A 24,103-nucleotide genomic window follows, 5' to 3' on the forward strand; every position below is an offset into this window, starting at 1 on the left:
GATGTTCTCGCCCATTCAGTATATGTGTATACTTTGGGGTATTTCTTTTATCTTAACACGTCACATTTTCAAAAGAAAAACGTTAGCCCCCGTAAACACTCGGCTTGAGCACACCGACGTAAGGAAGGTTACGATATTTCTCTTCGTAATCGAGACCGTAGCCGACGACAAACTCGTGCGGAATCACGAACCCGCTATAGTCTGCCGATAGACCGTTCTTGCGACCCGTCGGTTTATCGAGCAACGTGACGATCTTCACCGACTTGGCTTTCCGATATTTGAGGAGATCGACGAGATAGCCGAGCGTGAGCCCGCTATCAATGATATCTTCTACAATCAGGATGTCTCGTCCTTCTACAGACGTGTTTAAATCTTTCTCGATTTTCACTTCACCTGTCGATGACGTTCCACCGTGATACGTCGATACGTCCATGAAGTCCATCTCTAAATGGATGTCCATCTCCTTGACGAGGTCCGACATGAACGGCATCGCGCCTTTCAATACGCAAACGAGAAGCGGAAACTCTTCTTTATATTCTTCGCTGAGCGTTGTTGCGAGTTCTTTCACCTTTACTTGAATCTCTTCACTTGAAATAAGCACCTTTTCCATATCGTTCATTAATGACATCTTGAAATCCTCCTCTTTCTAATCCGACACAATCATCATTTTACCATTAATCGTGGGCAAATCGCATCTGACTTATCCGGAAAATCCGAAACTCTTACTCCTACTATAGCGACAATCCTCCCTGTCGCGTCAACTACTAAGGGGACAAACGGACGATTTTCACGACGAATTTTCGCATCGATCAAGATTCGGGCGACTTTTTTCGTCCCGATCGAGAGTTTCATCACATCCCCTGGTCGGACGGAGCGGACGGTCAACGGGAACGTGAGCGCCTCGAGCGGGATCCCATCCTTGCCTGTGACGACTTCAAGTGAGAGCCCGCGGTCGCCAAAAGACGCCTGGACCGGGAGGCTCGAGATCACTCGGTCACCCGGTGCTTCAGTCAGCACTGGATCGGTATGTGGGACGAGGCTGATCACCCCATCATACTTTTGTAATCGAGAGCCGCCTTCAAGGTCGTAACGGCCCGTCCCTTTTGGACTGTCCAGAAGCCGACTGATCCCTTCGCCCATCTCGACACCATATCTAGCCGATAAGAGTCGGCCGAGTACGTATCGTTCGGGCCCGTTCAAACTGGCCACGTCTTCAAGTTTCACATGAAACGTTTTCATATCACAACGGACGTAGCGCACCATCCACTTCCCGACGTCGTCGTAGCGCTTATGCCAAATCTCACGCTGTCGACGGGCCGCCTGACCGACGTCTTGAACCACGTTCGGCCAAACATCGAGCAGCCGCGGGATGATGTGGTGTCTGATCTTGTTGCGCAAGTAATCCGTCTGCTCATTCGTCGCGTCTTCTCGCCAGACGAGTCCGTTCGCTGACGCATACGCCAAGAGCTGTCGTTTTGTTTCCGTCAGCAACGGACGAACAATCGTCCCTCCGGCGAACGGTCGACGTTCCGGGATCCCAGTCACTTCGACGACGTTTCGATGAAGCTGGATGAGTACCGTTTCGAGCTCGTCATCGCCGTGATGAGCCGTCATCAGTTCGGTATACCCGTCTTCACGCATGACCGTTTCAAAAAATGCATACCGCGCCGCCCGATAGACGGCTTGTGATCCCCCGTCCGGAAACGCAAGACGCTTCCCGTGAAACGGCACACCGTACGCTTTCGCCAACTGTCTCACGAACTCGAACTCTTCATCGGACTCGGGCCTAAGTCCATGATGGACGTGGGCGATCCCGACGTCAGCACCGCTTCTCACGACGCGGTCTAACAAGACGATTGAATCCACCCCACCCGATACGGCCATCAGCACTTTCGTCATCGTCGCTCCTCCTTGGTATAACAAAAGAAGCCATCTCAACTTGAGATGGCTTCTTTTCGCTTAGGTAAGTGACCCGTACGGGATTCGAACCCGTGTTACCGCCGTGAAAGGGCGGTGTCTTAACCGCTTGACCAACGGGCCTAAATAAAATGGTAGCGGCGGAGGGAGTCGAACCCACGACCTCACGGGTATGAACCGTACGCTCTAGCCAGCTGAGCTACACCGCCATGTTATTGTGTTGTGTCCTAAGCACATTTTCTATAATAACCAGTAGCCACGTCCGTGTCAATTCTTTTTTAAAACTTTTTTCACAAAAAATCGTGTATAGTGCCATTTCATACACTATACACGATTTTCGGTTGATTGTGCATCACGCTTCCGACGGAGCCGGGCGATATTTTTTCTTCCAAGCGATGCGGAAATATCCCCAGAGCAAGAAGAAGCAACCGACCGACACGAGCGCCAAGTATAGAATCGCCCCTTGTAAATAACTGAGCCCGTCCGCCGACAAAATCTCTTTATAGCCGGCCACCGTATACGTCATTGGAAGTAACGCGTTGAACGGCTGCAAGGCACGTGGAATCAATTCAAGCGGGAACGTCCCGGCCGACGTCGTCAATTGAAGAATCAATAAGACGATGGCAACGAACCGTCCCGGGTTCCCGAGCGTCGTGACGAGCAACTGAACAATCAATAAGAACGTAATACTGACGAGCCAGCTGAAACCGAAGAAGCGAAGCGGTGACTCGACCTCGAGTCCGAGCAAAGTCATCATCGCCACGTTTAAGACGAGCGCCTGAACAAAACCGACGACGATTAATACGCCCGATTTCGATAACAACCAAGATAAACTCCGCTTCGGTTTGCCAGCCGGATCATAGAGCGGATAGACGATTGACAACAAGAGCGCCCCGACAAAGAGACCGAGCGACATGAAGTATGGTGCAAATCCTGTCCCGTAGTTCGGTACGTGATGAATCGAGTCGTTCACGATTTGAATCGGCCCCGCCATCATTTCAACGTTCTCATCGCGGATGTCGACGTCAGCCGCTTCCGCACCCGAGAGTAAGGCGTCACGAAGTTTTCCGTTACCGGACTCTAGTTCAGTCAGACCTTCCGCCAGGTCCAAACTTCCAGAACCGAGCGCTTGACCTCCTTCGGCCAGACGAGATGCCCCTTCAGCGAGGGTACCCGTTCCTTGACCGGCCGTTTTGACCCCGTTGGCGAGTTTCGTACTTCCTTCAGATAAGGCGAGCGTGGCGTCAGCCAATTGATCACTCCCCGACGCCAGTTCCGTCGTCCCGTCATGAAGCGTCGTCACGCCTTCGTTCAATTGAATGCTTGCCGATGCAAGTTCACCCGAACGATCCATCGCGGTTTTGATACCTTGCTCGATTTGACCTGACCCCTCGCTCAGCGCCGCGGCCCCGTTGACGAGCTGAGTCTGTCCGTCATTCAACGCAACCAATCCGGCCGCGAGTTCAGTGGCACCGGCTTCTGCTTGTCCCAACCCGTCCCCGAGTGTCGTTTGGCCTTCCGTGATACGAGACGCGCCCTCTGAAAGCGATGTGAATCCCGCTTCCGTTGCCTGCATGCCTGTAGACAACTCGGCGACGATGGCTTGTAACACGTCTGGCGTTGCGGGCGTGCCGGATTCGGCGAGCGCAGACAACTTGGCGATCAGTTGCTCTTGCTGGCCTAACAGCTCCGCTTTCATTTGGTCAATGCCAGCGGTGACACCTACCGTTCCTGCTACAAGTGCTTCGTTTCCGGCACTAGCCGCACCAAGCGCTTCTGCGAGTGTGTTCGAGCCGTTGACGAGCTGGCCGCTTCCGGCCTGTGCGTCCTCGAGTCCGGCTGCGAGTTCATGAATCCCAGCGTCAAGCTGTTGCGTCCCGCTATGCAACTCGCCTAACTTCGAAGAGAACGCGCTCGTTCCGTCGACGAGCTGAGTCGTACCGTCTTTTAGCACGGCGGCCCCGGCGTCGACACGATGGACACCGTCTGACAGCGTGGAACTCCCGGTTTGGATACGTTGGCTCCCGTCGACGAGATCAGCCGCCCCAGACTCAAGCGCACCGAGTCCGTCATCGAGCTTGGCTGCGCCGTCCGCTAGTTCCCGCTGTTTTGAAGCGAGCAGTTGCGAGCCGTCCGCTAGCTTAACGGCTCCTTCTTTAGCAGTCGTTGATCCGTCAGCAAGCTCCGTCGCACCGGTTGCGGCTTCATCTAATCCATCAGCCACGGTTTTCAATCCGTCCCGCATGGCGTTGACGTACTGTTTCGTCACTTCAGTCGACAGTCCGCCTTTCACTTGCTCCATCGCCGAACCTCCGATTTGAGCGGCGAGGAAGTTATACGACTCGTTCGCGATGTACCGAAGTTCTAATTGCTCAGGGTCAGCGGACAGCGCGCTCGTCGCTTTCTCCGAAAAGTCATCCGGGATTTCGATCGCCATGTAAAAGGCGTGATCTTGTAACCCGGCGTCCGCTTCCGCTTTCGACACTTCGACGAATCGGAACGCTTCCGAGGTCGTCAACTTATCGACGAGTTCGTCACCGACAGCGAGTTCCTCCCCTTCAAACGTGGCCCCTTGATCTTCATTGACGATCGCGACGGGCAAATCTTTCATTTGGCCGTAAGGATCCCAAAATGCCCACAAGAACATGCCCGCATACATGAGCGGCACGAGCGCGACCGCGAGAATCGGAATCCATACCCGCGGATTTTTACCGATGCTCTGCCATTCTGCTTTCCACAACTTCCATCCGTTCATTTGTTTCTCCACCTTTACTTATAAAACATAACTATTTTTCATGTTCCCTATTGTGCTCGCTCCATCGAAAAATTGCAACCCTTTTTAGTTATTTTTCATAACAAAAAAGCGTCGACAATTGTCGCGCCATGAAAAAAAGCCACGGACCGGTGTCCGTGGCGTTATCGTTACGAGTAGAAGCTGATGGTTTACGAAGGGTTACCCGCGCTTGGCTCCACGTCCACCGCGTTTTGAATCAGTTTGACGCTTCAACGTTGTAAGGCGTTCGTCGCTATCTTTCAAGAACTTGGTCATCAACGTATCAAACGTTTCTGGCTCACGACGTACTTCACGACGCGCGCCGCCACCGCCACGGGGACCGCCGCCACCGCGTGGGCCACCGCCGCCGCGTGGGCCTTGACCAGGACCACCTGGACGTGGACCGCCCGGACGTGGGCCACCTTGACCAGGGCCGCCCGAACTAGGGCCCCGTGAGAAGCGTTCGCCGGCTGGACGTTCTGGGCGTTCGCTAACAGGACGATCGACAGTTTTTTTGATAGACAACCCGATTTTGCCATCACTTTCGATGTTCAAGATTTTGACTGTGACTTCTTGACCGACCGTTAGGACTTCATTGATGTCTTTGACATAAGAATCTGCCACTTCACTGATGTGCACCAAACCCGTTTTTCCATTCGGGAGCTCTACGAACGCTCCGAAATGCGTAATCCCTGTAACCTTACCTTGTACCTTGCTTCCTACTTCAATTGACATAAAATAATGTACTCCTTTTTTTGAATGATTCCCTACAATTATACGAGTCGATTCGTCAACGGTCAACGAACCTACTTATTCCTCTGGTGAGAAGTAAAAAATAATCTCGCCATCTTTCGAGAACAACAGCTCGTTGCGTGCAAGATTGGCGATGTATTCTTCGTCTTGTAAACGTTCAACCTGCTCTTTTAGCTCCGCTTGTTCTTCCTTCGTTTCACGAAGCTCGACACGAGCCTCGTCTTGCTTTAGCTCTTGATCCGCTACATATCCGACCTTTGAGAAATAGCTCTGACCGATGAAGACAATCAACAACAAAAAGACAAGTGAGGCCACGGCTAGGCGGCGTCGAAGATGGATACGTCGCCGGCTCTGTTCTTTTTCCAGCTGTTCTCTCCGTTCGTCGAGAGCCCGAATCCGCTGTTTGCGTTCCATCGGGTTACGTCCATTCATCGAATCACCTTCCTCTTGACCTATTATATTCAGTATACCTTTTTTTTATGCTTCCGTACCACTGTTCACCTTTTCTTCTTTGATCAACCGGTACATTTCTTTCGCATCCTCTTTCCGGGCATGCTCGGCAATTGAATCGATAATGACCGTCACCAGCTTATTCCCGAATCGGATTTGGAGCTCATCACCGGCCTTGACGTCCGTACTGGCCTTGGCGACTTGGCCATTCAAGCGGATACGGCCTTGATCGGCCACTTCCTTCGCTAACGTCCGTCGTTTGATCAAGCGCGACACTTTCAAAAATTTATCTAGTCTCATAATCCCTTCTCCTTCGCTTCATCCCAAAGCCGATCCATCTGTTCGAGCGTCATGTCGCTGAGCGATCCGTTCGCTTCGATATATTCAAATCGTCTCTTGAATTTTTGATTGGTCCGTTCAAGTGCTTGCTCCGCGTTCAACCCGAAATAACGGGCTACGTTGACGACTGAGAACAGTACGTCCCCTAGTTCTTGTTCATCTTCGGGACTTTCTCGCCACTCTTGTAACTCTTCTTCGAGCTTCTCGAACGCTCCGGTTACGTCATCCCACTCGAACCCGACTTGAGCCGCTTTCTTTTGGAGTTGCTCGGCACGCATTAACCCCGGTTGGGTCATGAGCACACCATCAAGCTGCGAATGTTTATTTTCCCCTTTTTCGTCTTGTTTAATCGCATTCCAGTTCGAAACCACGTCGTCGGCGTCTGCGACCGTCACGTCACCGAAGACGTGCGGATGGCGACGGACCATTTTTGTGCTGATCGCGCCGATCACGTCACGAATATCAAAGTACCCTTCATCGGCCCCGATTTGCGCGTGAAGCATGACTTGGAGCAAGACGTCTCCGAGTTCTTCGATCATCGCATCATCGTCCTCTTCGTCGATCGCCTCGATCAACTCATACGCCTCTTCGAGTAAATATTTCCGCAGTGATGCGTGCGTCTGTTTTCGGTCCCACGGGCAGCCGTTCGGACCGCGGAGTGTCGCGATGATGTCTGTCAACGTCGCAAACTCCCGCGCGAGGTGCGTCTCGTCAGTGAGTGGCGGGACATAGAGCGTCGTCAAATTGTCGACTTCAGCGACCCGGTCCATCTCGTAGAGCGGAACTTCGGAAATTCGCTCTCGTTTCGTCCCGGCCGCCGTGACAAGCTTGACAAGATGTTCGTCCGGATAACGTTCCATCAATTGTACTTTCACATCCCCGGCCACAAACCCGTCGTACACTTGACCGATTAAGACGTGCTGCGTGACTTGGAGCCGTTCAACGTCGAGTGCGGTCGCATCGAGCAGTTGAAATCCATTGATCGGATCAATCTGGAGCGCTTGAAACATGGCGTCCAAAAAGCTCTGTCCGCCGAGGAACGTCACGTCCGCCCCTTGTTCGACGAGCAGTTCGACCGTCCGCTCGGCGACGAACGGATGGCCCGGGACCGCATACGTAATCGCCAGTTCGTCGCTCTTATCGAGCAACGTCTCAACGATTTGTTTATAGACGTCCTCAAATGTATCGTTTGATTCATAAATGTGGTCGAACGATTCAAAATGAACCCCTTCCGCCTCGAGCTCTTTGACGACCGGATGTTCTTTCGTGCGCAACCAGACGAGCGGTTGCTGTTTCAAATGACGATATACCCCGAGCGGAAGTTGCTCGAGTTCGCCGGAGCCGAGTCCGACGACGGTAATTCCATAACTCATATTAGGTCTCCTTTTTATCAATCAAATTGATGAGTCGATTTCCAAACGGGATCATCTCCCATTCTTCGATCGTCAGCACCTGTTCCCTGACCGCTCGCCAGACGTACAAAGCGCCGCCGCACACCACCATCAAACCGAGCCAACCGAGTGCGTTGACGCGGTTTGATGGTGACTCAGACGCTAACGCGTTCAAACCGAGCAAGACGATCCCCATGGGCAGGACGGTCTTTAAAAGCAGTCCGTAATGGTGCAATCGAAACGTACCGAGCGGAATGTTCTGATCGAGCCGATTAAAATTAAAGGCTGCCATCGCTAAAAATGCGAGCGACGTACCGACTGCCGCCCCGTCAATCCCATAACGCGGAACGAGCAGCAAATTGATCACAAACTTTACAATCATGGCAAACAGCATACCAAAGGCGGCCGTCCGCTCTTTGTCGATCGCTTGAAGGCACGTCATACTCGCGACTGCGAGCGAGGCCGCGAACGTACTTGTCGACAACAATACAAGCGCTCCTGTACCGTCAGCGTTTTCAAACAACGCGACGTTCAAAGGCCACATGACGCCCATCAGCCCGATCGTTGCAGCCGCAGCGACCGTGGTCGTCACTCGAATCATCGAACTGAGGCCCGTTGCCGTCGCCGTGAGTCGCCCGGCCCGGTAATGGCGGACTAAGTTCGGCACGTTCGCCATCCCGAGTGCCGTCGTGAAGAGGATCGCAAACTGCACGAGCGGATAGCCACGGTCGAACACGCCTTTACTCACTTTGGCCGAATAATCGCCGCCCATCAAATTGACGATCGTGAATGAATCGACGAGTTGCATCCAAAGAATACCGAGCGACGCAAATCCGACCGCAAGCCCGCTCGTCAAGAGAACACGCAGTACGGCGCGTAGCGTTGTGGCACGGACCGCGACGATTCGGAACCCTTTCGCCCAAATCGACAAGACGACGACGGCGACACTCCCGCCGACTAACGTCGCCGCATAGGCATAGCGACTGAGTTCATATGCGTCACGCCCGAAGTGGACACCGACGAGCAATGAGACGAGCAACACCGCGACCCGAATCAAGTTTTCAAGCACTTGCGACAGCGCGCTCGGTCGCAAGTCATCAATTGATTGAAATGACCCGCGTAGCACCGCAAGCGCAGGCATCAACAAGTAGCTGAGACTGATGACCCGGAGCGTCGTCGCCAGTTCGGGGTCACCGAGCAAGCGCGCGATGACAGGCGCAAGCGCGAACATCGCGACCACAAGGCCGACAGCGAGGCCGAGGAGCGCATAAAAACTGCCCCATAATATTTCTAACTTCTGCCTTGGACCTTGTGCCCCGACCCCGATTTTGGCAATCACGACCGGCATCGCGTAAATCCCGAGCGAGGCGACGATCGCCGCAAACGGATATACCGTCTGGTAAGCGTATAACCCAAAATCACCGGCAATGTTTTGATACGGGACCCGATAGGCAAAACTAATAAATTTTGAAATGTATCCTGCGAGCGCAAATAAGACGACGCCCGTCGCAAACTTACTTGGCGTCCGCATGGACCACCAACCGCTTCACGAGTTCCTCAAGGACCGTGTCGGCATCGTTCAACAGCTCGACAACCGGCATACGTCCGCTGAGTGACAGCTTGAGCGCCCCGTTGTCTTGCCCGACTCCGAGTTTCCGTCCGAGCGGCATCGTCCATTCCATGAACGACGGCACATCGAGTGCCGTCGTCGATTCCATCGATAACACGATGTCGATCCGCTCTGGTGACTGTTTGATCCGTGTCACTTTCGCCAGCTCCCCGTAAATGCGCAGACGCGTCAGTTGGATGAGCAACGCGACCGGTTCCGGGAATTCTCCGAACCGTTCGATCAGCTCGTCTTGAAGCGCGAACAGTGCTTCTGGTGTATCGACATATTTGAACCGCTTATACATCTCGATCTTCAGTTCGCTGTCCGACAAGTAATCGTCCGGAATGTAGGCATCCGCTTGGAACGTGACTTCCGGTTTGAAGACGACTTGTTTCGCTTGGCCGCGCATGCGGTCTTTCCGCTCTTCGATCGCTTCTGACAACATCTGTGAATACAGATCGAACCCGACCGAGTCGATGAACCCGGACTGTTGGGCACCGAGCAGGTTGCCGGCCCCACGAATCGATAAATCACGCATCGCGATCTTAAACCCGCTGCCGAGCTCGGTGAACTCTTTGATCGCTTGCAGGCGGCTCTCCGCAACTTCGGTCAACCGCTTGTCTTTCCGATACGTGAAGTACGCATACGCGATCCGGTTCGATCGGCCGACGCGTCCTCGAAGCTGATACAGCTGCGACAGACCCATCTTATCGGCGTCGTGCACGATGAGCGTGTTCACGTTCGGGATGTCGATGCCGGTCTCGATAATCGTCGTCGAGACGAGGACGTCGGCTTCTCCTTCAAGAAAACTGATGAGCTGACTTTCAAGCTCGGTTTCGGTCATCCGGCCGTGCGCCGTCGCGATACGGGCATCCGGCAACAGCGCCCGAATCTCTTCGGCTTTCCGCTCGATCCCTTCGACTCGGTTATATAAGAAGAACGCTTGGCCGCCACGGGCGAGTTCGCGCTCGAGCGCTTCTCGCAACACGATGCCGTCGTATTCCATGACGTACGTCTGAACCGGATAACGGTTCTCCGGCGGTGTCTCGAGGACAGATAAATCACGGATTCCGATCATCGACATATGAAGCGTCCGCGGAATCGGTGTCGCCGTAAGCGTCAAGACGTCGATGTTCGTCTTCAGCTGTTTCAGGCGCTCTTTATGCTTGACCCCGAACCGCTGTTCTTCATCGATGATGACAAGGCCAAGATCGGCGAACGTCACGTCTTTCGACAGCACGCGGTGCGTCCCGACGACGACGTCGATCGTTCCCTCTTTCAGTCCTTTTTTCGTCGCCGCCAGCTCACTCTTCGAACGGAAACGACTCATGACCGAGACGTTGATCGGGAATTCACTGAACCGTTCGAGCATCGTCTCATAATGTTGCTGCGCGAGCACCGTTGTCGGCACGAGGAATGCGACTTGTTTGCCCGCGAGAACGGATTTGAACGCCGCCCGGATCGCGACTTCGGTCTTGCCATATCCGACGTCACCGCAAAGCAGGCGATCCATCGGGCGCGACCGTTCCATATCCGCCTTGATCTCGGCGATCGACCGAACTTGGTCTTCCGTCTCGGCGTACGGGAAGGTCGATTCGAACTGGCTCATCTCGTCATCGTCCGCCGGGAAGGCGAAGCCGACCGATGCCTCTCGGGCCGCATAAAGTTTGATCAACTCGTCGGCAATGTCTTCGACCGACTTGGCGACTTTTGATTTGACCTTCTTCCATTCCGTCCCGCCGAGTTTATAAATCTTCGGCTCTTTCCCTTCGGCCCCGACGTACTTTTGGACGAGGTCGATTTGATCGACCGGCACGTAAAGCGCGTCATCCCCGGCGTACACGAGATGGAGGTAGTCTTGATGGATCCCGCCGACTTCGATCGTTTTGATACCTAAGTATTTCCCGATTCCGTGATGGATATGAACGACATGATCATTCGGCTTCAGCTCTTGATAACTCTTGATCCGTTCGGCGTTCGTCAAATTCTTCGTCTGCCGTTTCCGTTTCGTGACCCGCTTGAACAGCTCCGTTTCCGAGACGACGACGAGGCGGCTCGTCGATAACTCGAACCCTCCTTCGACCTGTCCGATCATGACGTGGACATGGCGTGGCAACAGCTCCCCGTCAACGTTTGTGAACGTGGACGGGATCCCGTAGTCTTCCAGGAGCGCCACGACTTTGTCTGCCCGCATTTGATCCCCGGCGAGGAAAACGATCCGGTGATCACTTTGTTGCCACCGCTCGACCTCTTGCTTCAACAAGTGCATCTGTCCGTGGAAGGCAGGGAGCGGGCGGCAACTGAGATGGACCGTATTCGTCTCCGGGATCCCCGAACGCCGTGATGGCAGCAACGAGAACGCGACTTGTTTCAAGCTTCGGAACACTTTGTGCATCGGCACGGCGAGGGTATAGTTGCTGACCGACTCCCCGCGTTCGATCAGTGACGAGAACCATTCGGCCTCTTCACGGTCTTGCACGTCCGCCGCGTCCTCGATGCGTGCCACTTCGTCCAACATGAGGACCGAATCAGCACCCACATAGTCAAGCAGCGTCGACGTATAAAGTAGCGGCGTATACTTCCCGAGCTTCTCCGGCACATCACCGCGCCCGAACTGTTCGATGTCGCGGGCGATACCTGATTCAAGCGCTTGTCGAATCGTCTCGGTTTCAATCAGCTCGAGCGTCCTTTCGTATTGCCGTTCGAGCGCTTGTCCGGCTTTCTTCAACTGTTCGACCGATGCGACGAACTCGGTCGCCGGCGTGATGACCGCTTCCGAAACGACACCTAACGACCGTTGCGTCTCCGCATCGAACGTGAAGACGGAATCGACTTCCGTGTCGAACAAATCAATTCGATACGGTCTCGCTTCCGTGAGCGGATAGACGTCAAGAATACTGCCGCGGACCGAAAACTCACCTGGCGCCGTAACCGTGGCCGTCCGCTCGTAACCAAGTTCAATCAGTGTTGAGGCAAACGGCTTTAAATCAAGCTCTTGCCCTGGTTTGATCGTCCGATGACTCGCCAGCCAATCGGTCGGACTCGGCACGAAACGACGCAAGCCACCGAGCGGTACGACAAGGACGCCTCCCTCTTCGGTCAGGAGGCGTGTTCTGGCTTCGATTCGCGCGGCGAGGAGCTCGGGACTGGATGTGAGCGACAGTTCCCCGGCGAGCGTCTCGTCAATCGGATAGAGCAACGTCTTGCTCGGTCCGACAAGTGGCTCAAGCTGGTCGAACATCTTTTGGGCTTGGTACATGTTATGGGTGACGACAACGAGACGGCGTGTCGACTGTTTCGCCAAACCGGCCAAAACGAGCGCTTTGGCACTTGTCGTCAATCCCGTGACGAGTTGACGGTCGACTTTAGGCAACCGGTCTCGAATCACGTTCGTCTCCGGCAGTGTCACCATAAATCTCTCTAAAGCGTTCATTTGTTTTCCTCCACCTTATACGACAAAAAAGGGTGCTGTGACCCTTTAGTTATATCGATTCATGAGCGCGACCCAGTCCGTGTCCACAAAATCTGTTGCGGCGGCCACGGCTTGGTCGAGCGTATCGTTCAATTCGGACATATCTTCTTTTCGATAACTCATCAGTACCCAATCAACAACTTTGATCGGGTGCGGCGGACGTCCAACGCCAAGCTTAAGCCGTTTAAAATCCATCGTCCCTAGATGCTGAATCAATGACTTGATGCCATTATGTCCACCGGCACTCCCTTTCGGACGCAGGCGGAGTTTACCTGGGACCATGTCTAAATCATCATAGATGACGAGTAAATCGTCGATATCGATTTTATAGTAATCGAGAATCGGACGGACCGCTTCACCTGATAGATTCATGTACGTGAGCGGTTTGACGAGGACGACCCGCTCTCCATTGATTCTTCCCGTTCCAATGACTGCTTTAAACTTGGCTTCGTCAAGCGTGATCCCGTGCTTGTCCGCTAACCGATCAATTGCTAAAAACCCGATATTATGACGGGTCATTCCATATTTCTTGCCCGGATTCCCGAGACCGACGATACATTTCATCATGTTCCTCCTGAACAAAAAAGCCCAAAGGCGAACGCCTTCGGGCCTCGTTTTTTTAATCGAACAGCGTGCTCACCGATTTGTGCTCGTGGACACGCATGATCGCTTCCCCAAGCAAACGGGCAACCGACATCTGCTTGATTTTGCTCGAGCACTCGCGACCAGTCAAATCGATCGTGTTGAGGACGACGAGTTCTTTGATTGACGAGTTGTCGATTCGCTCCATTGCCGGGCCAGACAGAACCGGATGGGTACATGAAGCGTATACTTCTTTTGCTCCCGCTTGGACGATTGCGTCTGCTGCGAGCGTGATCGTACCGGCTGTGTCGATGATATCATCGATCAAGATGGCTGTTTTGCCTTCAACGCTGCCAACGATGTTCATGACTTCGGCCACGTTCGCTTCCGGGCGTCGTTTGTCGATGATGGCGATTGGCGCTTTCAAACGTTCTGCGAGCTTCCGGGCGCGCGTGACACCGCCGTGATCTGGTGAGACGACGACGATATCTTTTGCTTTGAACTCATCTGTCTCAAAATACGTCGAGATGAGCGGAACGCCTAACAATTGGTCTACTGGAATATTGAAGAAACCTTGGATCTGAGCGGCGTGCAAGTCCATCGTGATGACGCGTGTCGCTCCGGCTACCGTAAGCAGATCGGCAACGAGTTTCGCTGTGATCGGCTCACGCGACCGTGCTTTACGGTCTTGGCGTGCGTAACCATAGTACGGGATGACGACGTTGATCGTGCGAACCGAGGCCCGTTTCAGCGCATCGATCATCACGAGCAGTTCCATGAGCGTTTCATTCACTGGTGAGCTCGTCGATTGGATGATGTACACATCGTCGCCTCGGACGCTCTCCTCGATATTGATGTAAAGTTCTCCGTCGCTAAACCGCTTCACTTGGCAGTCACTGAGTGGGACACCGATTTCTTTGGCAATTTCTTCAGCTAACGGGCGGTTCGAGTTTAAGCTAAATAGGCGAATTTCACGTTCATATACAGTAGACATGTTTAGGATTCTCCTCCATCGTTTTCCATAGTAATAGGCAGCAACTTAGCGTTTCGTGTAACCTTCTTTGTTCGTTTGACGCTCGCGCGCAATCGCGAGAGCTTCTTCAGGGACATCGTTTGTAATCGTTGAACCGGCAGCGACGATCGCGCCTTTCCCGACTGTCACCGGGGCAATCAAGTTGACGTTGCATCCGACAAACGCGTCTGCTTCAACGACCGTCTCAAACTTATTCTTACCATCATAGTTGACCGTGATCGATCCACATCCGAGATTGACACGTTCACCGATCGAGGCATCTCCGATATAGCTGAGATGCGATGCTTTCGCACCGTCCCCGAACGTTGATTTTTTGATTTCCACGAAATTGCCGACGCGCGTATTGGCGCCAAGGACTGCTTGTTGACGAAGGTGGGCGAACGGCCCAACTTGCGCATGACTTCCGACACGGCTATCACTGAGTACCGATTGACGAACGGTCGCACCGTCTTCAATCACACTGTTGCGGATGTCCGAGTTCGGTCCGATCACGCACTCCGAACCGATGACTGTCTTGCCAAGAATGACTGTCCCTGGGTAGATGATCGTATCTGATCCGATGACGGCGTCCGGCGAAATGTATGTCGAGGCCGGGTCCATGAAGGTTACGCCTTCGCGCATAAGGCGTTCGTTCGTCCGCTTGCGCATGAGTGTTTCAGCCTGCGCGAGAGCGACACGATCGTTGACACCGATCGTCTCGCCGAACGTCGGCGCGGTATGGGCCGCGACAACTTCGCCTGCTTCTTTCGCAATCGCGATGACGTCTGGCAAGTAATACTCACCTTGAACGTTATCGTTACCGACTTGTTTGAGGGCATCAAACAATAATTCGTTGTCAAACACGTAAGTTCCCGTATTGATTTCAAGAATCGCTTGCTCTGCAGCAGAGGCGTCTTTATGTTCGACGACTTTCGTCACGTTACCGTCTTCTCCACGGATGACACGACCATAACCGGTCGCATCGTCAGCGATCGCCGTCAGTACCGTTACTTTCGCTTGCTGCGCCTCATGATGGGCAAGGAGCGCCTCCAACGTTTCCGCTGTGAGAAGTGGTGTGTCACCACAGACGACAAGCGTCGCACCTGATTTACCAGCGAGCTCAGCTTCTGCCATTTGAACCGCATGGCCCGTTCCAAGTTGCTGTTCTTGGACCGCGTACTCGACGCGCGAGCCTAACGTCTCTTGTACCGCTTCAGCCCCGTGACCGACGATGACGATTTGACGACTGACTCCGATTTTGTCGAGTTGGTCGACGACATGTTCGACCATCGGTTTTCCGAGGACCGGATGAAGCACTTTATAGAGCTTAGACTTCATACGCGTCCCTTTACCTGCTGCCAAAATGACTGCAAAACGATCCATTCTTGATTCGCCCCTATCTTAATCGACTGTTTTTATTCAATCGTTCGGTTTTTTCTATATTTAAATCCTGAATACACCGTTTCTACTATATCGAAACCGTGACGCGGTTTCAACCGTTGTAACCATTCGTAACCAATCAAACGCAAAAAGGCAGCGGAAGGGTCCCCATCCGCTGTCGAGTCATTATTCGTTTATACCGTTGTATGATTCCTGTGCTTCGTAAGTGGAAACATCGACCGTGCCGTAGGCTTCGAGCACAGCCGCCTCGACTTTTTGGCGCATATCTCCATTGATCGGGTGAGCGATGTCTCGGAAGATGCCTTCCGGCGTTCGTTTACTCGGCATCGCGACGAAGAGCCCGGTGCTTCCTTCGATGATTCGAAGGTCATGCACGACAAACTCTTGGTCGAGCGTGATTGAAGCGAGCGCCTTCATCCTACCTTCCGTCGTCACTTTGCGAATTTTTACGTCTGTGATCTGCATGTTTCGCATCCCCTTTTCTTCGTTGTCTATGCCATGGTGTACTTTCACTAAAAGGTTAAAGTGATTCAAGCGAACCGATTGACTCCGTATGACTGATATACCCTCTCATCATAAAACGAAATCAAATTTTTGCCAATCACTTTAAGAACTGTTCGACGTTACCGCGTGAAATTGTGACGAGTCCTTCATCTGCATCAACGTTCGTCAACTTCATCAAGCTGACGTACTCACTCACCATTTTCTTCTCGGCACCTTCGGCTTCCATCAAGACACCGACACCAGCTAGGTTTGCCTCGAACTCATTCAACAGGCTCATCATCCCACGGATCGTCCCGCCTGCTTTCATAAAGTCATCGATGAGCAAGACGTTTGCGCCTCGTGGCAAGCTTCGACGTGCGAGTGCCATCGTACGGATCGCTTTTGACGAGCCGGAAACGTAATTGATACTGACGGTCGACCCTTCCGTGACACGGCTGTCGGACCGGACGATGACGAACGGAACACCTAATTGCTCAGCGACCGCGTAGGCGAGCGGGATCCCTTTTGTCGCAATCGTCATGACGACGTCGACTTTACGGTCCGCAAACACCGAGGCGAAGATTTGTCCCATCGGTTTCACTTGACGCGGATTACCAAGCACGTCGGTTAAGTATAAATAGCCTCCCGGAAGCAGACGCTCCGGTTTCGACAGTTGATCGCACAAGCCATCGATCATCGATAGCGACTTGTCTTTGCTCCACCCTGGAATGAACATGACTCCCCCGGCCGCACCTGGGACGGTAATCAATTTTCCGGTACCGTCGTGGGCGAGCATTTCACTGACGATGACTAAATCTTCACTGATCGATGATTTAGCAGACTGATAGCGGCTCGAAAACATCGATAACGAGACGAGCTGATGTGGATGGTCAAGCATATAACGGGTCATATCGACGAGACGACCACTTCTACGAATTTTCATACGGATTCCCCTTCACTTTGTCAATAATAGACGAATGTTCTAAACAGAATATATCACTTTCATTCGTCTTTTTTCAATGTTTTTTACCGAGAATCCGAACGACGAACACTTCCGGACAAAATCCTTTCAGTCCGTTATAGACGCGGTGCGCTTTTTGCTCGTGCTCGATGAGCGCGAATACGGTCGGGCCGCTGCCGCTCATCAACACGCCATCAGCACCACAATGCAGCATCGTCTCTTTGATTTGACGGACTTCGGGATGCAGTTCAAGCGTGACGCCTTCAAGCGCGTTGCCGAGGTTCGCACAAATTCCGTCAAAGTCCCGTTCACGAATCGCTTTAACCATCGCCGCAGTGTTTGGATGGATGATTTTCTCCATCTGAACGGCTCGATACACGTCAGCCGTTGATACACCGAGCTTCGGCTTCGCCAATACGACATAGCACGGCGGCGGTGACGGAACCGCCTCTAATATCTCACCGCGGCCCCGGGCGATCGCGGTTCCACCCATCACACAAAACGAGACGTCTGAACCGACCGCGGCTCCGAGCTCTGCTAACTCCTCGAGCGTTAAACCGAGGTCGAACAGTTCATTCATTCCCCGAAGCGTCGCCGCAGCATCACTTGACCCTCCCGCGAGCCCTGCTGCGACCGGGATTTGTTTATCAAGGACGATTTCGACTCCTTCTGTGATGCCGAACCGCTTCCGCAACAGATCGGCCGCACGGTAAGCCAAGTTCCGATGATCGCTCGGGACATAGGCATGCTCAGACTGGATTCGAATCTCATCCGTATCAAGTACGGTCAATTCGAGCCGGTCGGACAAGTCCACCGTCGTCATCACCATTTCTACTTCATGATAGCCGTCCGTCCGCTTCCCGAGGACGTCTAGTGTCAAATTGATTTTTGCCGGCGCTTTCACACTGATCGTGCGCATATCGTTCACCCTTCCCAATGTATCTCCTGTTCGCCATTGTACCGTAAACGGACGCACAAAAAAAGAAGCAGCTGCCAATGCATCCGCCCCTCATTTATCGATCAATTACTGAATTCAATTTTAACTGTATCCGTTAGGACATCAGCGTAGCTATACGAGACACGTTCCACATTATGGTAGTCTTCATCCAACTTGACAACGAACACCGCAGGATACGTCTCAACGAGCGTTCCAAACCGAGTAACGACTTTCTTACGACCGCCGTTTGCTTTCAACGTCAATCGTTCTCCAACATGTGATTCGAGTTTTTGTCTGATTTCTTGCAACGTCTTTGGCATACGCTTCACCTCACTGTTACAAGTATAGCATATTCTAAAACGGAAATAAAGATTAAATATTATAGCGACTCCCTATCCGGTCGTCAACTATTTTTAAGTGGTAAAATTGTGTCTGCTAAGCGTGCAAACTCTTCAAGCGAAAGCGTTTCGCCTCGCCGTTTCGGGTCGATTCCCGCTTCATTCAAGAGACGTTCAAGGTCTACTTTTTTATCTTTGCCGAGATGATTCGTCAAGTTGTTCAAAATCGTTTTTCGACGTTGCGCGAAACTAGCGCGGGCGATTTCAAAGAAAAAGGCTTCGTCTTCGACATCGACGGCCGGGCGCGGCCGCATCTTGAGCGTGATCACGGCCGAGTCGACGTTTGGAGCCGGCATGAATACGCTTTTCGGTACGATAAAGCTTACACTCGCTTCCGCATAATACTGGATCGCGATTGATAACGAACCGTACGCTTTCGTGCCAGGTTTCGCCCCGATGCGCTCAGCCACCTCTTTTTGAATCATCATGACGAGCGAACGGAACTTGATCCGGCTCTCGAGCAAACGCATGATAATCGGCGTCGTCACATAATATGGCAAGTTGGCGACGACCGCGATATCATCGATTCCTTCATTCAAGAACTCACGTTCGACGATGCTGCGAATGTCGAGCTCGAGCGCGTCCCCATGAATGACGTGAACGTTCGGGTAAGGCGCCATCGTGTCTTCAAGGATCGGCAGAAGGCGTTGATCGATTTCAAGCGCGACCACTTTTTGCGCCCGCTTGGCCGATTGTTCCGTCAACGAGCCGATTCCCGGACCGATTTCGAGCACACCGCTCGCTTCACCTAGTTCTGCGGCGTCGACGATTTTATTTAATATATTCAAGTCGATTAAAAAGTTTTGTCCGAGCGACTTTTTGAATGAGAAGCCGTGACGTTGTAAAATCGCTTTTGTGCGATGAATCGTTGCAATGTCTTTCAATGATTTTCCTCCTCTAACTGAGCGAGCGCCCGCTCCCATTCTTCGATGGTCACACGCAACGCTTCGACTCGTTTCACAAATTGCTTGGCGTTCGGTTCCCCGATGCGGAGCAAAACACCTAGACGCTTGCGACGAGTTGCGGCGTCAGCCCCGCCGATCAAATCGGCCTCGAGCACCATCTGTCGTGTGACGAGCGGCTCGTCCGTCTCAACTCGCGTTTCATAAACCGCCTCGAGCACACGACGGATTGTCGCAGGTGTCGCGTGTTCGACGCCGATTTTCCCTCGTTTGTCTTTCGCCTCGGCCCGAGGGAGGTAGGCGTGTTTACAGCCCTTCACTTGCTCTTCGACGATGGCCCGGATCCGGTCGCCCGGATAGTCCGGGTCGGTCAAGATGATGACACCGCGTGTCTCCTGGGCACGTTTGATCCGTTCGATCGTCTGTTTTGACACGGCCGACCCGTTCGTTTCAATCGTGTCGACGTCGTACACTTCTTGAAGCCGGGTCGTATCATCGCGTCCTTCGACGACGATCACTTCTTGTATTTTCTCACGCATTGTCAGTTCCTTCTTTCTCTTCTTGCTTCGGGATCACCCAAATCGTCAGTGGCTTACGACCAAACGTGACCGCTTCCTCTTTCGTATCCATCATGATATCGATAATATTGCCTTTAATCGCGCTGCCTGTGTCGAGAGCGATCGCCATGCCAAACCCTTCGATATAGACACGGGTTCCGAGCGGAATGACGGCCGGGTCGACCGCAATGATCCGCATTCCTTCATACAGGATCGTATCCGTCACGTCATAGCCGCTGCGCGTCAGTACTCTGCCGTCATACGTCACGGTGTCTTCTGCGTTGTTCGTATAGGCGGTGGCCTCGACGAGGAGCTGTTTGGCTGATGTGAAGTCGAGGACATCGTCGGCCCGAGGCGTTTCCTCGATTTTGATTTCCGCTTCCTCGCGGAATGGACTTGTCGAGTCAACGGGCTCAGCCGGCGCTTCGGCTGCTTCAAACTCGGCTTCGCGCTCGGTTGCGACTTTCGTACCGACCTTAATGATTTGCGGTCGGACTGTCTGCACCATTTCGACGTCTGTCTCGGTCCGATTTGTAATTGTACCATTTTCAACTGTCAGTGCATACCGCGTCCGCTCTAGACCAGGGACGCCGACTTGTGACACTTCGGTCGTCCCGACTGTAAGTGTCGCATCCTCTTCTTCAATGATCTCAAACGGGATTAAGCGGTTCTCATATTGAACGACGTCTCGGCTCATGTTGACGGTGATCGTCATCCCATCACGCACTTCGGCCGTGAGCGCCGGAACGACCGTATCTTTATCTGAAATCTCAATTCGGGCTTCTCGTAACACCTCTTCCACGGTCGATGCCATCGTATGAACTTTCGTCGCATCATCGCCTATGATCAAATCAAGCGCCACGACCGGCTGATAGCGAATCGTCATTCCTGACGTGATCGGTGTTCTGACCGACGGATAGACATCATCGCCTTCTCGTACGCTCACACCGTATCGGAGCAGGACATCACCAACGGTCCGCTCACGGGTATCGATCGTTTCCATTTGGCCGTAACCGATCTGGAGCGACACCGTATGGGCCCGTTCGATATGAATGACACGCTCCGGCGGGATGTCCGCACTGAGCGCCGGCGTCACATAGTCGGCCTCATCGATCGTGATCCCGGCCTCGGCGAGCACTTCGATGACCGAATCAGCCTGTGTGTCGTGCTCAATCTTGACACCGTTATCGATAATCGTAATCTGCTCCGGCTGCATCATCATGTAGGCGAAGACGACAACGACAATGGCGCCTACACTTAACACGAAACGTCTCATCATCATGGAAGTCGGAACAGCCGTTTCGCATTGGCGGTCGTCGCCTCGGCGAGTGCTTCGTAAGGCATGCCGCGGAGCGCTGCAATCTCTTCAGCGACGTAAGTGACGTATGCCGGTTCGTTTCGTTTACCGCGGAACGGTGTCGGCGTCAAATAGGGGCAATCCGTCTCGACAAGAAGACGGTCGAGCGGTACCTGCTGCGCTACTTTCTTCGGCACTTTGGCGTTTTTGAACGTCACCGGTCCGCCGAGCGAGATATAAAAATTCAACTTCAAACAGCGCTCGAGCAGTTCGACAGACATGCTGTAACTATGAAACACGCCGCCGACAACTTCCGCGTGCTCTTCTTCTAGCAGATCGAGCACGTCCGCTGTCGCTTCGCGGTTATGGATGACGATCGGCATGTTCGTCCGCTTCGCGATCGCGATTTGCTGACGGAACACACGCTGCTGTACATCTTTCGGTGACTTGTCCCAATGGTAATCGAGGCCGATTTCCCCGAGTGCCATCACTTTAGGATGTGCCATAAGCGCTTCAATTCGGTCGAGTTCAGCTTCGGTGCAGTCGATCGCGTCGACCGGATGCCAGCCGACGATGGCGTAGACGTCCTCATACGCCTCGGCCAACTCAATGGCACGGTCAATCGTAGGTGTATCGAATCCGACGACGAGCATCGGCGAGACGCCGGCAGTGCGAGCACGCTCGATTGTCGCCTCGACATCTTCATTGAACTGCTCAGCGTTAATATGGGTGTGCGTATCAATCAACATGATGCATCCTCCTTCTTTAGACAAAGAGAGGGAGACCGAAGTCTCCCTCAAAATTATTTGACGATGGCCCCGTTCGGCATATTTTCTGAGACGGTGGCGAGTTCTAGCTTACCATCTTTATCGGCTGCTAAAATCATTCCTTGAGACAGTTCACCGCGGAGTTTGACCGGTTTCAAGTTGGCGACGACGATCACTTTTTTACCGACTAAGTCTTCCGGCGCATACCATTCGGCGATTCCCGAGACGATTTGTCGCGTTTCGCCGCCAAGGTCGACTTGAAGCTTTAATAGTTTTTTCGCTTTCTTGATCTTATCTGCTTCGACGATTTGCCCGACCCGAAACTCAACTTGGTCGAACACATCGATCGTGATTTCTGGACGGACGTCCTCATCTTCAGCTTCAGCCGGCGTTGCTTCCGCTTCGATGCGCGCTTGCGAAGCTTGACGCATCATCTCTTGAATCGCATCGACTTCTTCTTTCACGTCTCGACGTGGGAAGATCGGCGTTCCGTCCGTCACGACCGCTCCATCAAAGGCAGCGAACGTATCGAGCGCTTCCCATGACATGTCTTCGTCAACGAGTCCGAGCTGACGGAACATTTCTTTCGGCGCCCGTGTCATGAACGGTTGAATCATGATCGCGACATGGCGGAGTACGCCCGCGAGGTGTGTCATCACAGATGCAAGCTCATCACGCTTCGACTCATCTTTTACGAGCACCCATGGTTGTGTCTCATCGATATATTTATTGGCTCGGCTGACGAGTTGCCAAATACTTGCGAGGGCGACCGAGAACTCCATGTGCTCCATCGCTTCTTCTGTCTTGTTCGTCGTGTCGTTTACCATACGGAGAAGTTCCGCATCGAACGCCGTCACGTTCCCCGCATAAGCCGGTACGTTGCCATCGAAATACTTCTTGATCATGGCAACAGTCCGGTTGAGAAGATTCCCGAGGTCGTTCGCGAGATCAAAGTTCAAGCGATCGACGAACGCTTCCGGTGTGAACGTGCCGTCCGCACCGAATGGGACTTCACGGAGCAAGTAGTAGCGAAGCGAATCAAGGCCGTAGCGGTCGATGAGTGGAATCGGATCGACGACGTTCCCTTTCGACTTCGACATCTTACCGTCTTTCATGAGCAACCAGCCGTGCGCGAACACTTGCTTCGGTAACGGTAGGTCAAGCGCCATGAGCAGCGCCGGCCAAATGATCGTATGGAAACGAACGATTTCTTTCCCGACCAAGTGTACGTCTGCCGGCCAGTAACGATTGAACAATTCGTCGTTATCTGTCCCGTAGCCGAGCGCGGAGATATAGTTCGTGAGCGCGTCGACCCAGACGTATACGACGTGTTTCGGGTTCGACGGGACTTGTACGCCCCAGTCGAACGTCGTCCGCGAGACTGCCAAATCCTGAAGCCCCGGCTTCAAAAAGTTGTTGATCATTTCAGTTTTACGCGATTCCGGTAAAATGAAATCCGGATGTGACTCGAAGTACTCGATCAACCGGTCCGCATACTTGCTGAGGCGGAAGAAATAGCACTCTTCGCGCACGAGCTCCACCGGATGGCCGCTGTCAGGACTTTTTCCATCAACGAGTTGTGATTCTGTATAGTACGTCTCGTCCGGAATCGAGTACCACCCTTCGTACTCACCGAGGTAAATATCATCATTTTTGAGCAGCGTCTCAAACACGTGTTCGACGACCGCTTTATGACGGGCGTCAGTTGTCCGGATGTAATCGTCATATGAGATCTCAAGCTTGTCCCAAAGCACACGGATGTCTTTGACGACTTCATCGACAAACGCTTGTGGCGTCACGCCAGCTTCTTGGGCCTTTTCTTGAATTTTCTGTCCATGCTCGTCGGTCCCAGTCAAGTAACGGACGTCAAATCCTTTTAAGCGCTTATAGCGAGCAATCGCATCGCCGGCCACCGTCGTATAGGCATGACCAATGTGTAGTTTCGCACTCGGATAGTAAATCGGAGTCGTGATATAAAAAGTTGGCTTCGCCATAGTATGTTCTCCATCCTTTCGATATTTGCAATTTCCATTATACACGGTTCGACAAAAGAATTTCCAAACCAATTGTTTGGAATTAATTTGATGCTGATTCATAAAGAA

21 protein-coding genes and 2 tRNA genes are annotated in these 24,103 nt (G+C 53.0%); all 23 read right to left on the minus strand.

Going from position 1 to position 24,103, the window contains the following annotated elements:
* Nucleotides 1-82 precede the first annotated feature (82 nt).
* Nucleotides 83-628, minus strand: coding sequence for a hypoxanthine phosphoribosyltransferase (gene hpt / locus EVJ26_RS13160; RefSeq protein WP_016509617.1), 546 nt, complete (start codon nt 626-628; stop codon nt 83-85).
* Between the two features lie 35 nt (nt 629-663).
* Entirely contained in the window at nt 664-1,899 is a 1,236-nt protein-coding gene (tilS, locus tag EVJ26_RS13165; protein WP_236635576.1) for a tRNA lysidine(34) synthetase TilS, read from the minus strand.
* A 69-nt stretch (nt 1,900-1,968) separates the two neighbouring features.
* Nucleotides 1,969-2,040: transfer RNA gene (locus EVJ26_RS13170), tRNA-Glu, on the minus strand.
* A 9-nt stretch (nt 2,041-2,049) separates the two neighbouring features.
* Nucleotides 2,050-2,126 (minus strand) — tRNA-Met (locus EVJ26_RS13175).
* Between the two features lie 143 nt (nt 2,127-2,269).
* A complete protein-coding gene (locus tag EVJ26_RS13180; protein WP_236635582.1) occupies nt 2,270-4,672 on the minus strand; it encodes a YhgE/Pip domain-containing protein in 2,403 nt (800 codons plus the stop codon).
* A 198-nt stretch (nt 4,673-4,870) separates the two neighbouring features.
* The gene (locus EVJ26_RS13185) at nt 4,871-5,425 is read right to left on the minus strand and encodes a S1 domain-containing RNA-binding protein (RefSeq protein ID WP_070329375.1); all 555 of its coding nucleotides are present in this window, start codon (nt 5,423-5,425) and stop codon (nt 4,871-4,873) included.
* A 75-nt stretch (nt 5,426-5,500) separates the two neighbouring features.
* A complete protein-coding gene (locus EVJ26_RS13190; protein WP_131458690.1) occupies nt 5,501-5,875 on the minus strand; it encodes an FtsB family cell division protein in 375 nt (124 codons plus the stop codon).
* Between the two features lie 45 nt (nt 5,876-5,920).
* Nucleotides 5,921-6,193: an RNA-binding S4 domain-containing protein gene (locus EVJ26_RS13195; RefSeq protein WP_070329377.1), complete on the minus strand. Its 273-nt coding sequence runs from the start codon at nt 6,191-6,193 to the stop codon at nt 5,921-5,923.
* Nucleotides 6,190-7,605 (minus strand): bifunctional methyltransferase/pyrophosphohydrolase YabN, encoded by a 1,416-nt coding sequence (gene yabN, locus EVJ26_RS13200; RefSeq protein WP_131458689.1) that lies wholly within the window; start codon nt 7,603-7,605, stop codon nt 6,190-6,192. Before yabN ends, EVJ26_RS13195 begins: the two co-directional genes overlap by 4 nt.
* A 1-nt stretch (nt 7,606) precedes the next feature.
* Nucleotides 7,607-9,154, minus strand: coding sequence for a polysaccharide biosynthesis protein (locus EVJ26_RS13205; protein ID WP_131470670.1), 1,548 nt, complete (start codon nt 9,152-9,154; stop codon nt 7,607-7,609).
* A complete protein-coding gene (gene mfd, locus EVJ26_RS13210) occupies nt 9,138-12,665 on the minus strand; it encodes a transcription-repair coupling factor (RefSeq protein WP_131458687.1) in 3,528 nt (1,175 codons plus the stop codon). Before mfd ends, EVJ26_RS13205 begins: the two co-directional genes overlap by 17 nt.
* A gap of 45 nt (nt 12,666-12,710) precedes the next feature.
* Nucleotides 12,711-13,268 (minus strand): aminoacyl-tRNA hydrolase, encoded by a 558-nt coding sequence (gene pth / locus EVJ26_RS13215; protein WP_070329381.1) that lies wholly within the window; start codon nt 13,266-13,268, stop codon nt 12,711-12,713.
* Between the two features lie 55 nt (nt 13,269-13,323).
* Nucleotides 13,324-14,280 (minus strand): ribose-phosphate diphosphokinase, encoded by a 957-nt coding sequence (locus tag EVJ26_RS13220; RefSeq protein ID WP_131458686.1) that lies wholly within the window; start codon nt 14,278-14,280, stop codon nt 13,324-13,326.
* Between the two features lie 45 nt (nt 14,281-14,325).
* Entirely contained in the window at nt 14,326-15,681 is a 1,356-nt protein-coding gene (gene glmU / locus EVJ26_RS13225; protein WP_070329382.1) for a bifunctional UDP-N-acetylglucosamine diphosphorylase/glucosamine-1-phosphate N-acetyltransferase GlmU, read from the minus strand.
* A 183-nt stretch (nt 15,682-15,864) separates the two neighbouring features.
* On the minus strand, nt 15,865-16,164 hold the full coding sequence (gene spoVG / locus EVJ26_RS13230) for a septation regulator SpoVG (RefSeq protein ID WP_070329383.1): 300 nt from the start codon (nt 16,162-16,164) through the stop codon (nt 15,865-15,867).
* 136 nt (nt 16,165-16,300) lie between these two features.
* Nucleotides 16,301-17,125 carry a pur operon repressor gene (gene purR / locus EVJ26_RS13235; RefSeq protein ID WP_070329384.1) on the minus strand — a complete coding sequence of 275 codons (825 nt, stop codon included), beginning with the start codon at nt 17,123-17,125 and terminating at the stop codon, nt 16,301-16,303.
* A gap of 73 nt (nt 17,126-17,198) precedes the next feature.
* The gene (gene ispE, locus EVJ26_RS13240) at nt 17,199-18,062 is read right to left on the minus strand and encodes a 4-(cytidine 5'-diphospho)-2-C-methyl-D-erythritol kinase (RefSeq protein WP_131458685.1); all 864 of its coding nucleotides are present in this window, start codon (nt 18,060-18,062) and stop codon (nt 17,199-17,201) included.
* 101 nt (nt 18,063-18,163) lie between these two features.
* Nucleotides 18,164-18,400, minus strand: a complete 237-nt coding sequence (locus EVJ26_RS13245; protein ID WP_016510694.1) for a Veg family protein — start codon at nt 18,398-18,400, stop codon at nt 18,164-18,166.
* 83 nt (nt 18,401-18,483) lie between these two features.
* Nucleotides 18,484-19,362 carry a 16S rRNA (adenine(1518)-N(6)/adenine(1519)-N(6))-dimethyltransferase RsmA gene (gene rsmA, locus EVJ26_RS13250; RefSeq protein WP_131458684.1) on the minus strand — a complete coding sequence of 293 codons (879 nt, stop codon included), beginning with the start codon at nt 19,360-19,362 and terminating at the stop codon, nt 18,484-18,486.
* Nucleotides 19,359-19,919, minus strand: coding sequence for a ribonuclease M5 (gene rnmV / locus EVJ26_RS13255; RefSeq protein WP_016510695.1), 561 nt, complete (start codon nt 19,917-19,919; stop codon nt 19,359-19,361). Before rnmV ends, rsmA begins: the two co-directional genes overlap by 4 nt.
* Nucleotides 19,912-21,201: a 3D domain-containing protein gene (locus EVJ26_RS13260; RefSeq protein WP_236635584.1), complete on the minus strand. Its 1,290-nt coding sequence runs from the start codon at nt 21,199-21,201 to the stop codon at nt 19,912-19,914. Before EVJ26_RS13260 ends, rnmV begins: the two co-directional genes overlap by 8 nt.
* 14 nt (nt 21,202-21,215) lie before the next feature.
* On the minus strand, nt 21,216-21,983 hold the full coding sequence (locus EVJ26_RS13265) for a TatD family hydrolase (protein ID WP_131458682.1): 768 nt from the start codon (nt 21,981-21,983) through the stop codon (nt 21,216-21,218).
* A gap of 53 nt (nt 21,984-22,036) precedes the next feature.
* Entirely contained in the window at nt 22,037-23,995 is a 1,959-nt protein-coding gene (gene metG / locus EVJ26_RS13270; protein ID WP_131458681.1) for a methionine--tRNA ligase, read from the minus strand.
* Nucleotides 23,996-24,103: the final 108 nt, after the last annotated feature.

Origin of the sequence: Exiguobacterium sp. SH3S1, from assembly GCF_004337105.1 — a bacterium.
In the GTDB taxonomy this organism is placed as follows: domain Bacteria; phylum Bacillota; class Bacilli; order Exiguobacteriales; family Exiguobacteriaceae; genus Exiguobacterium; species Exiguobacterium aurantiacum_A.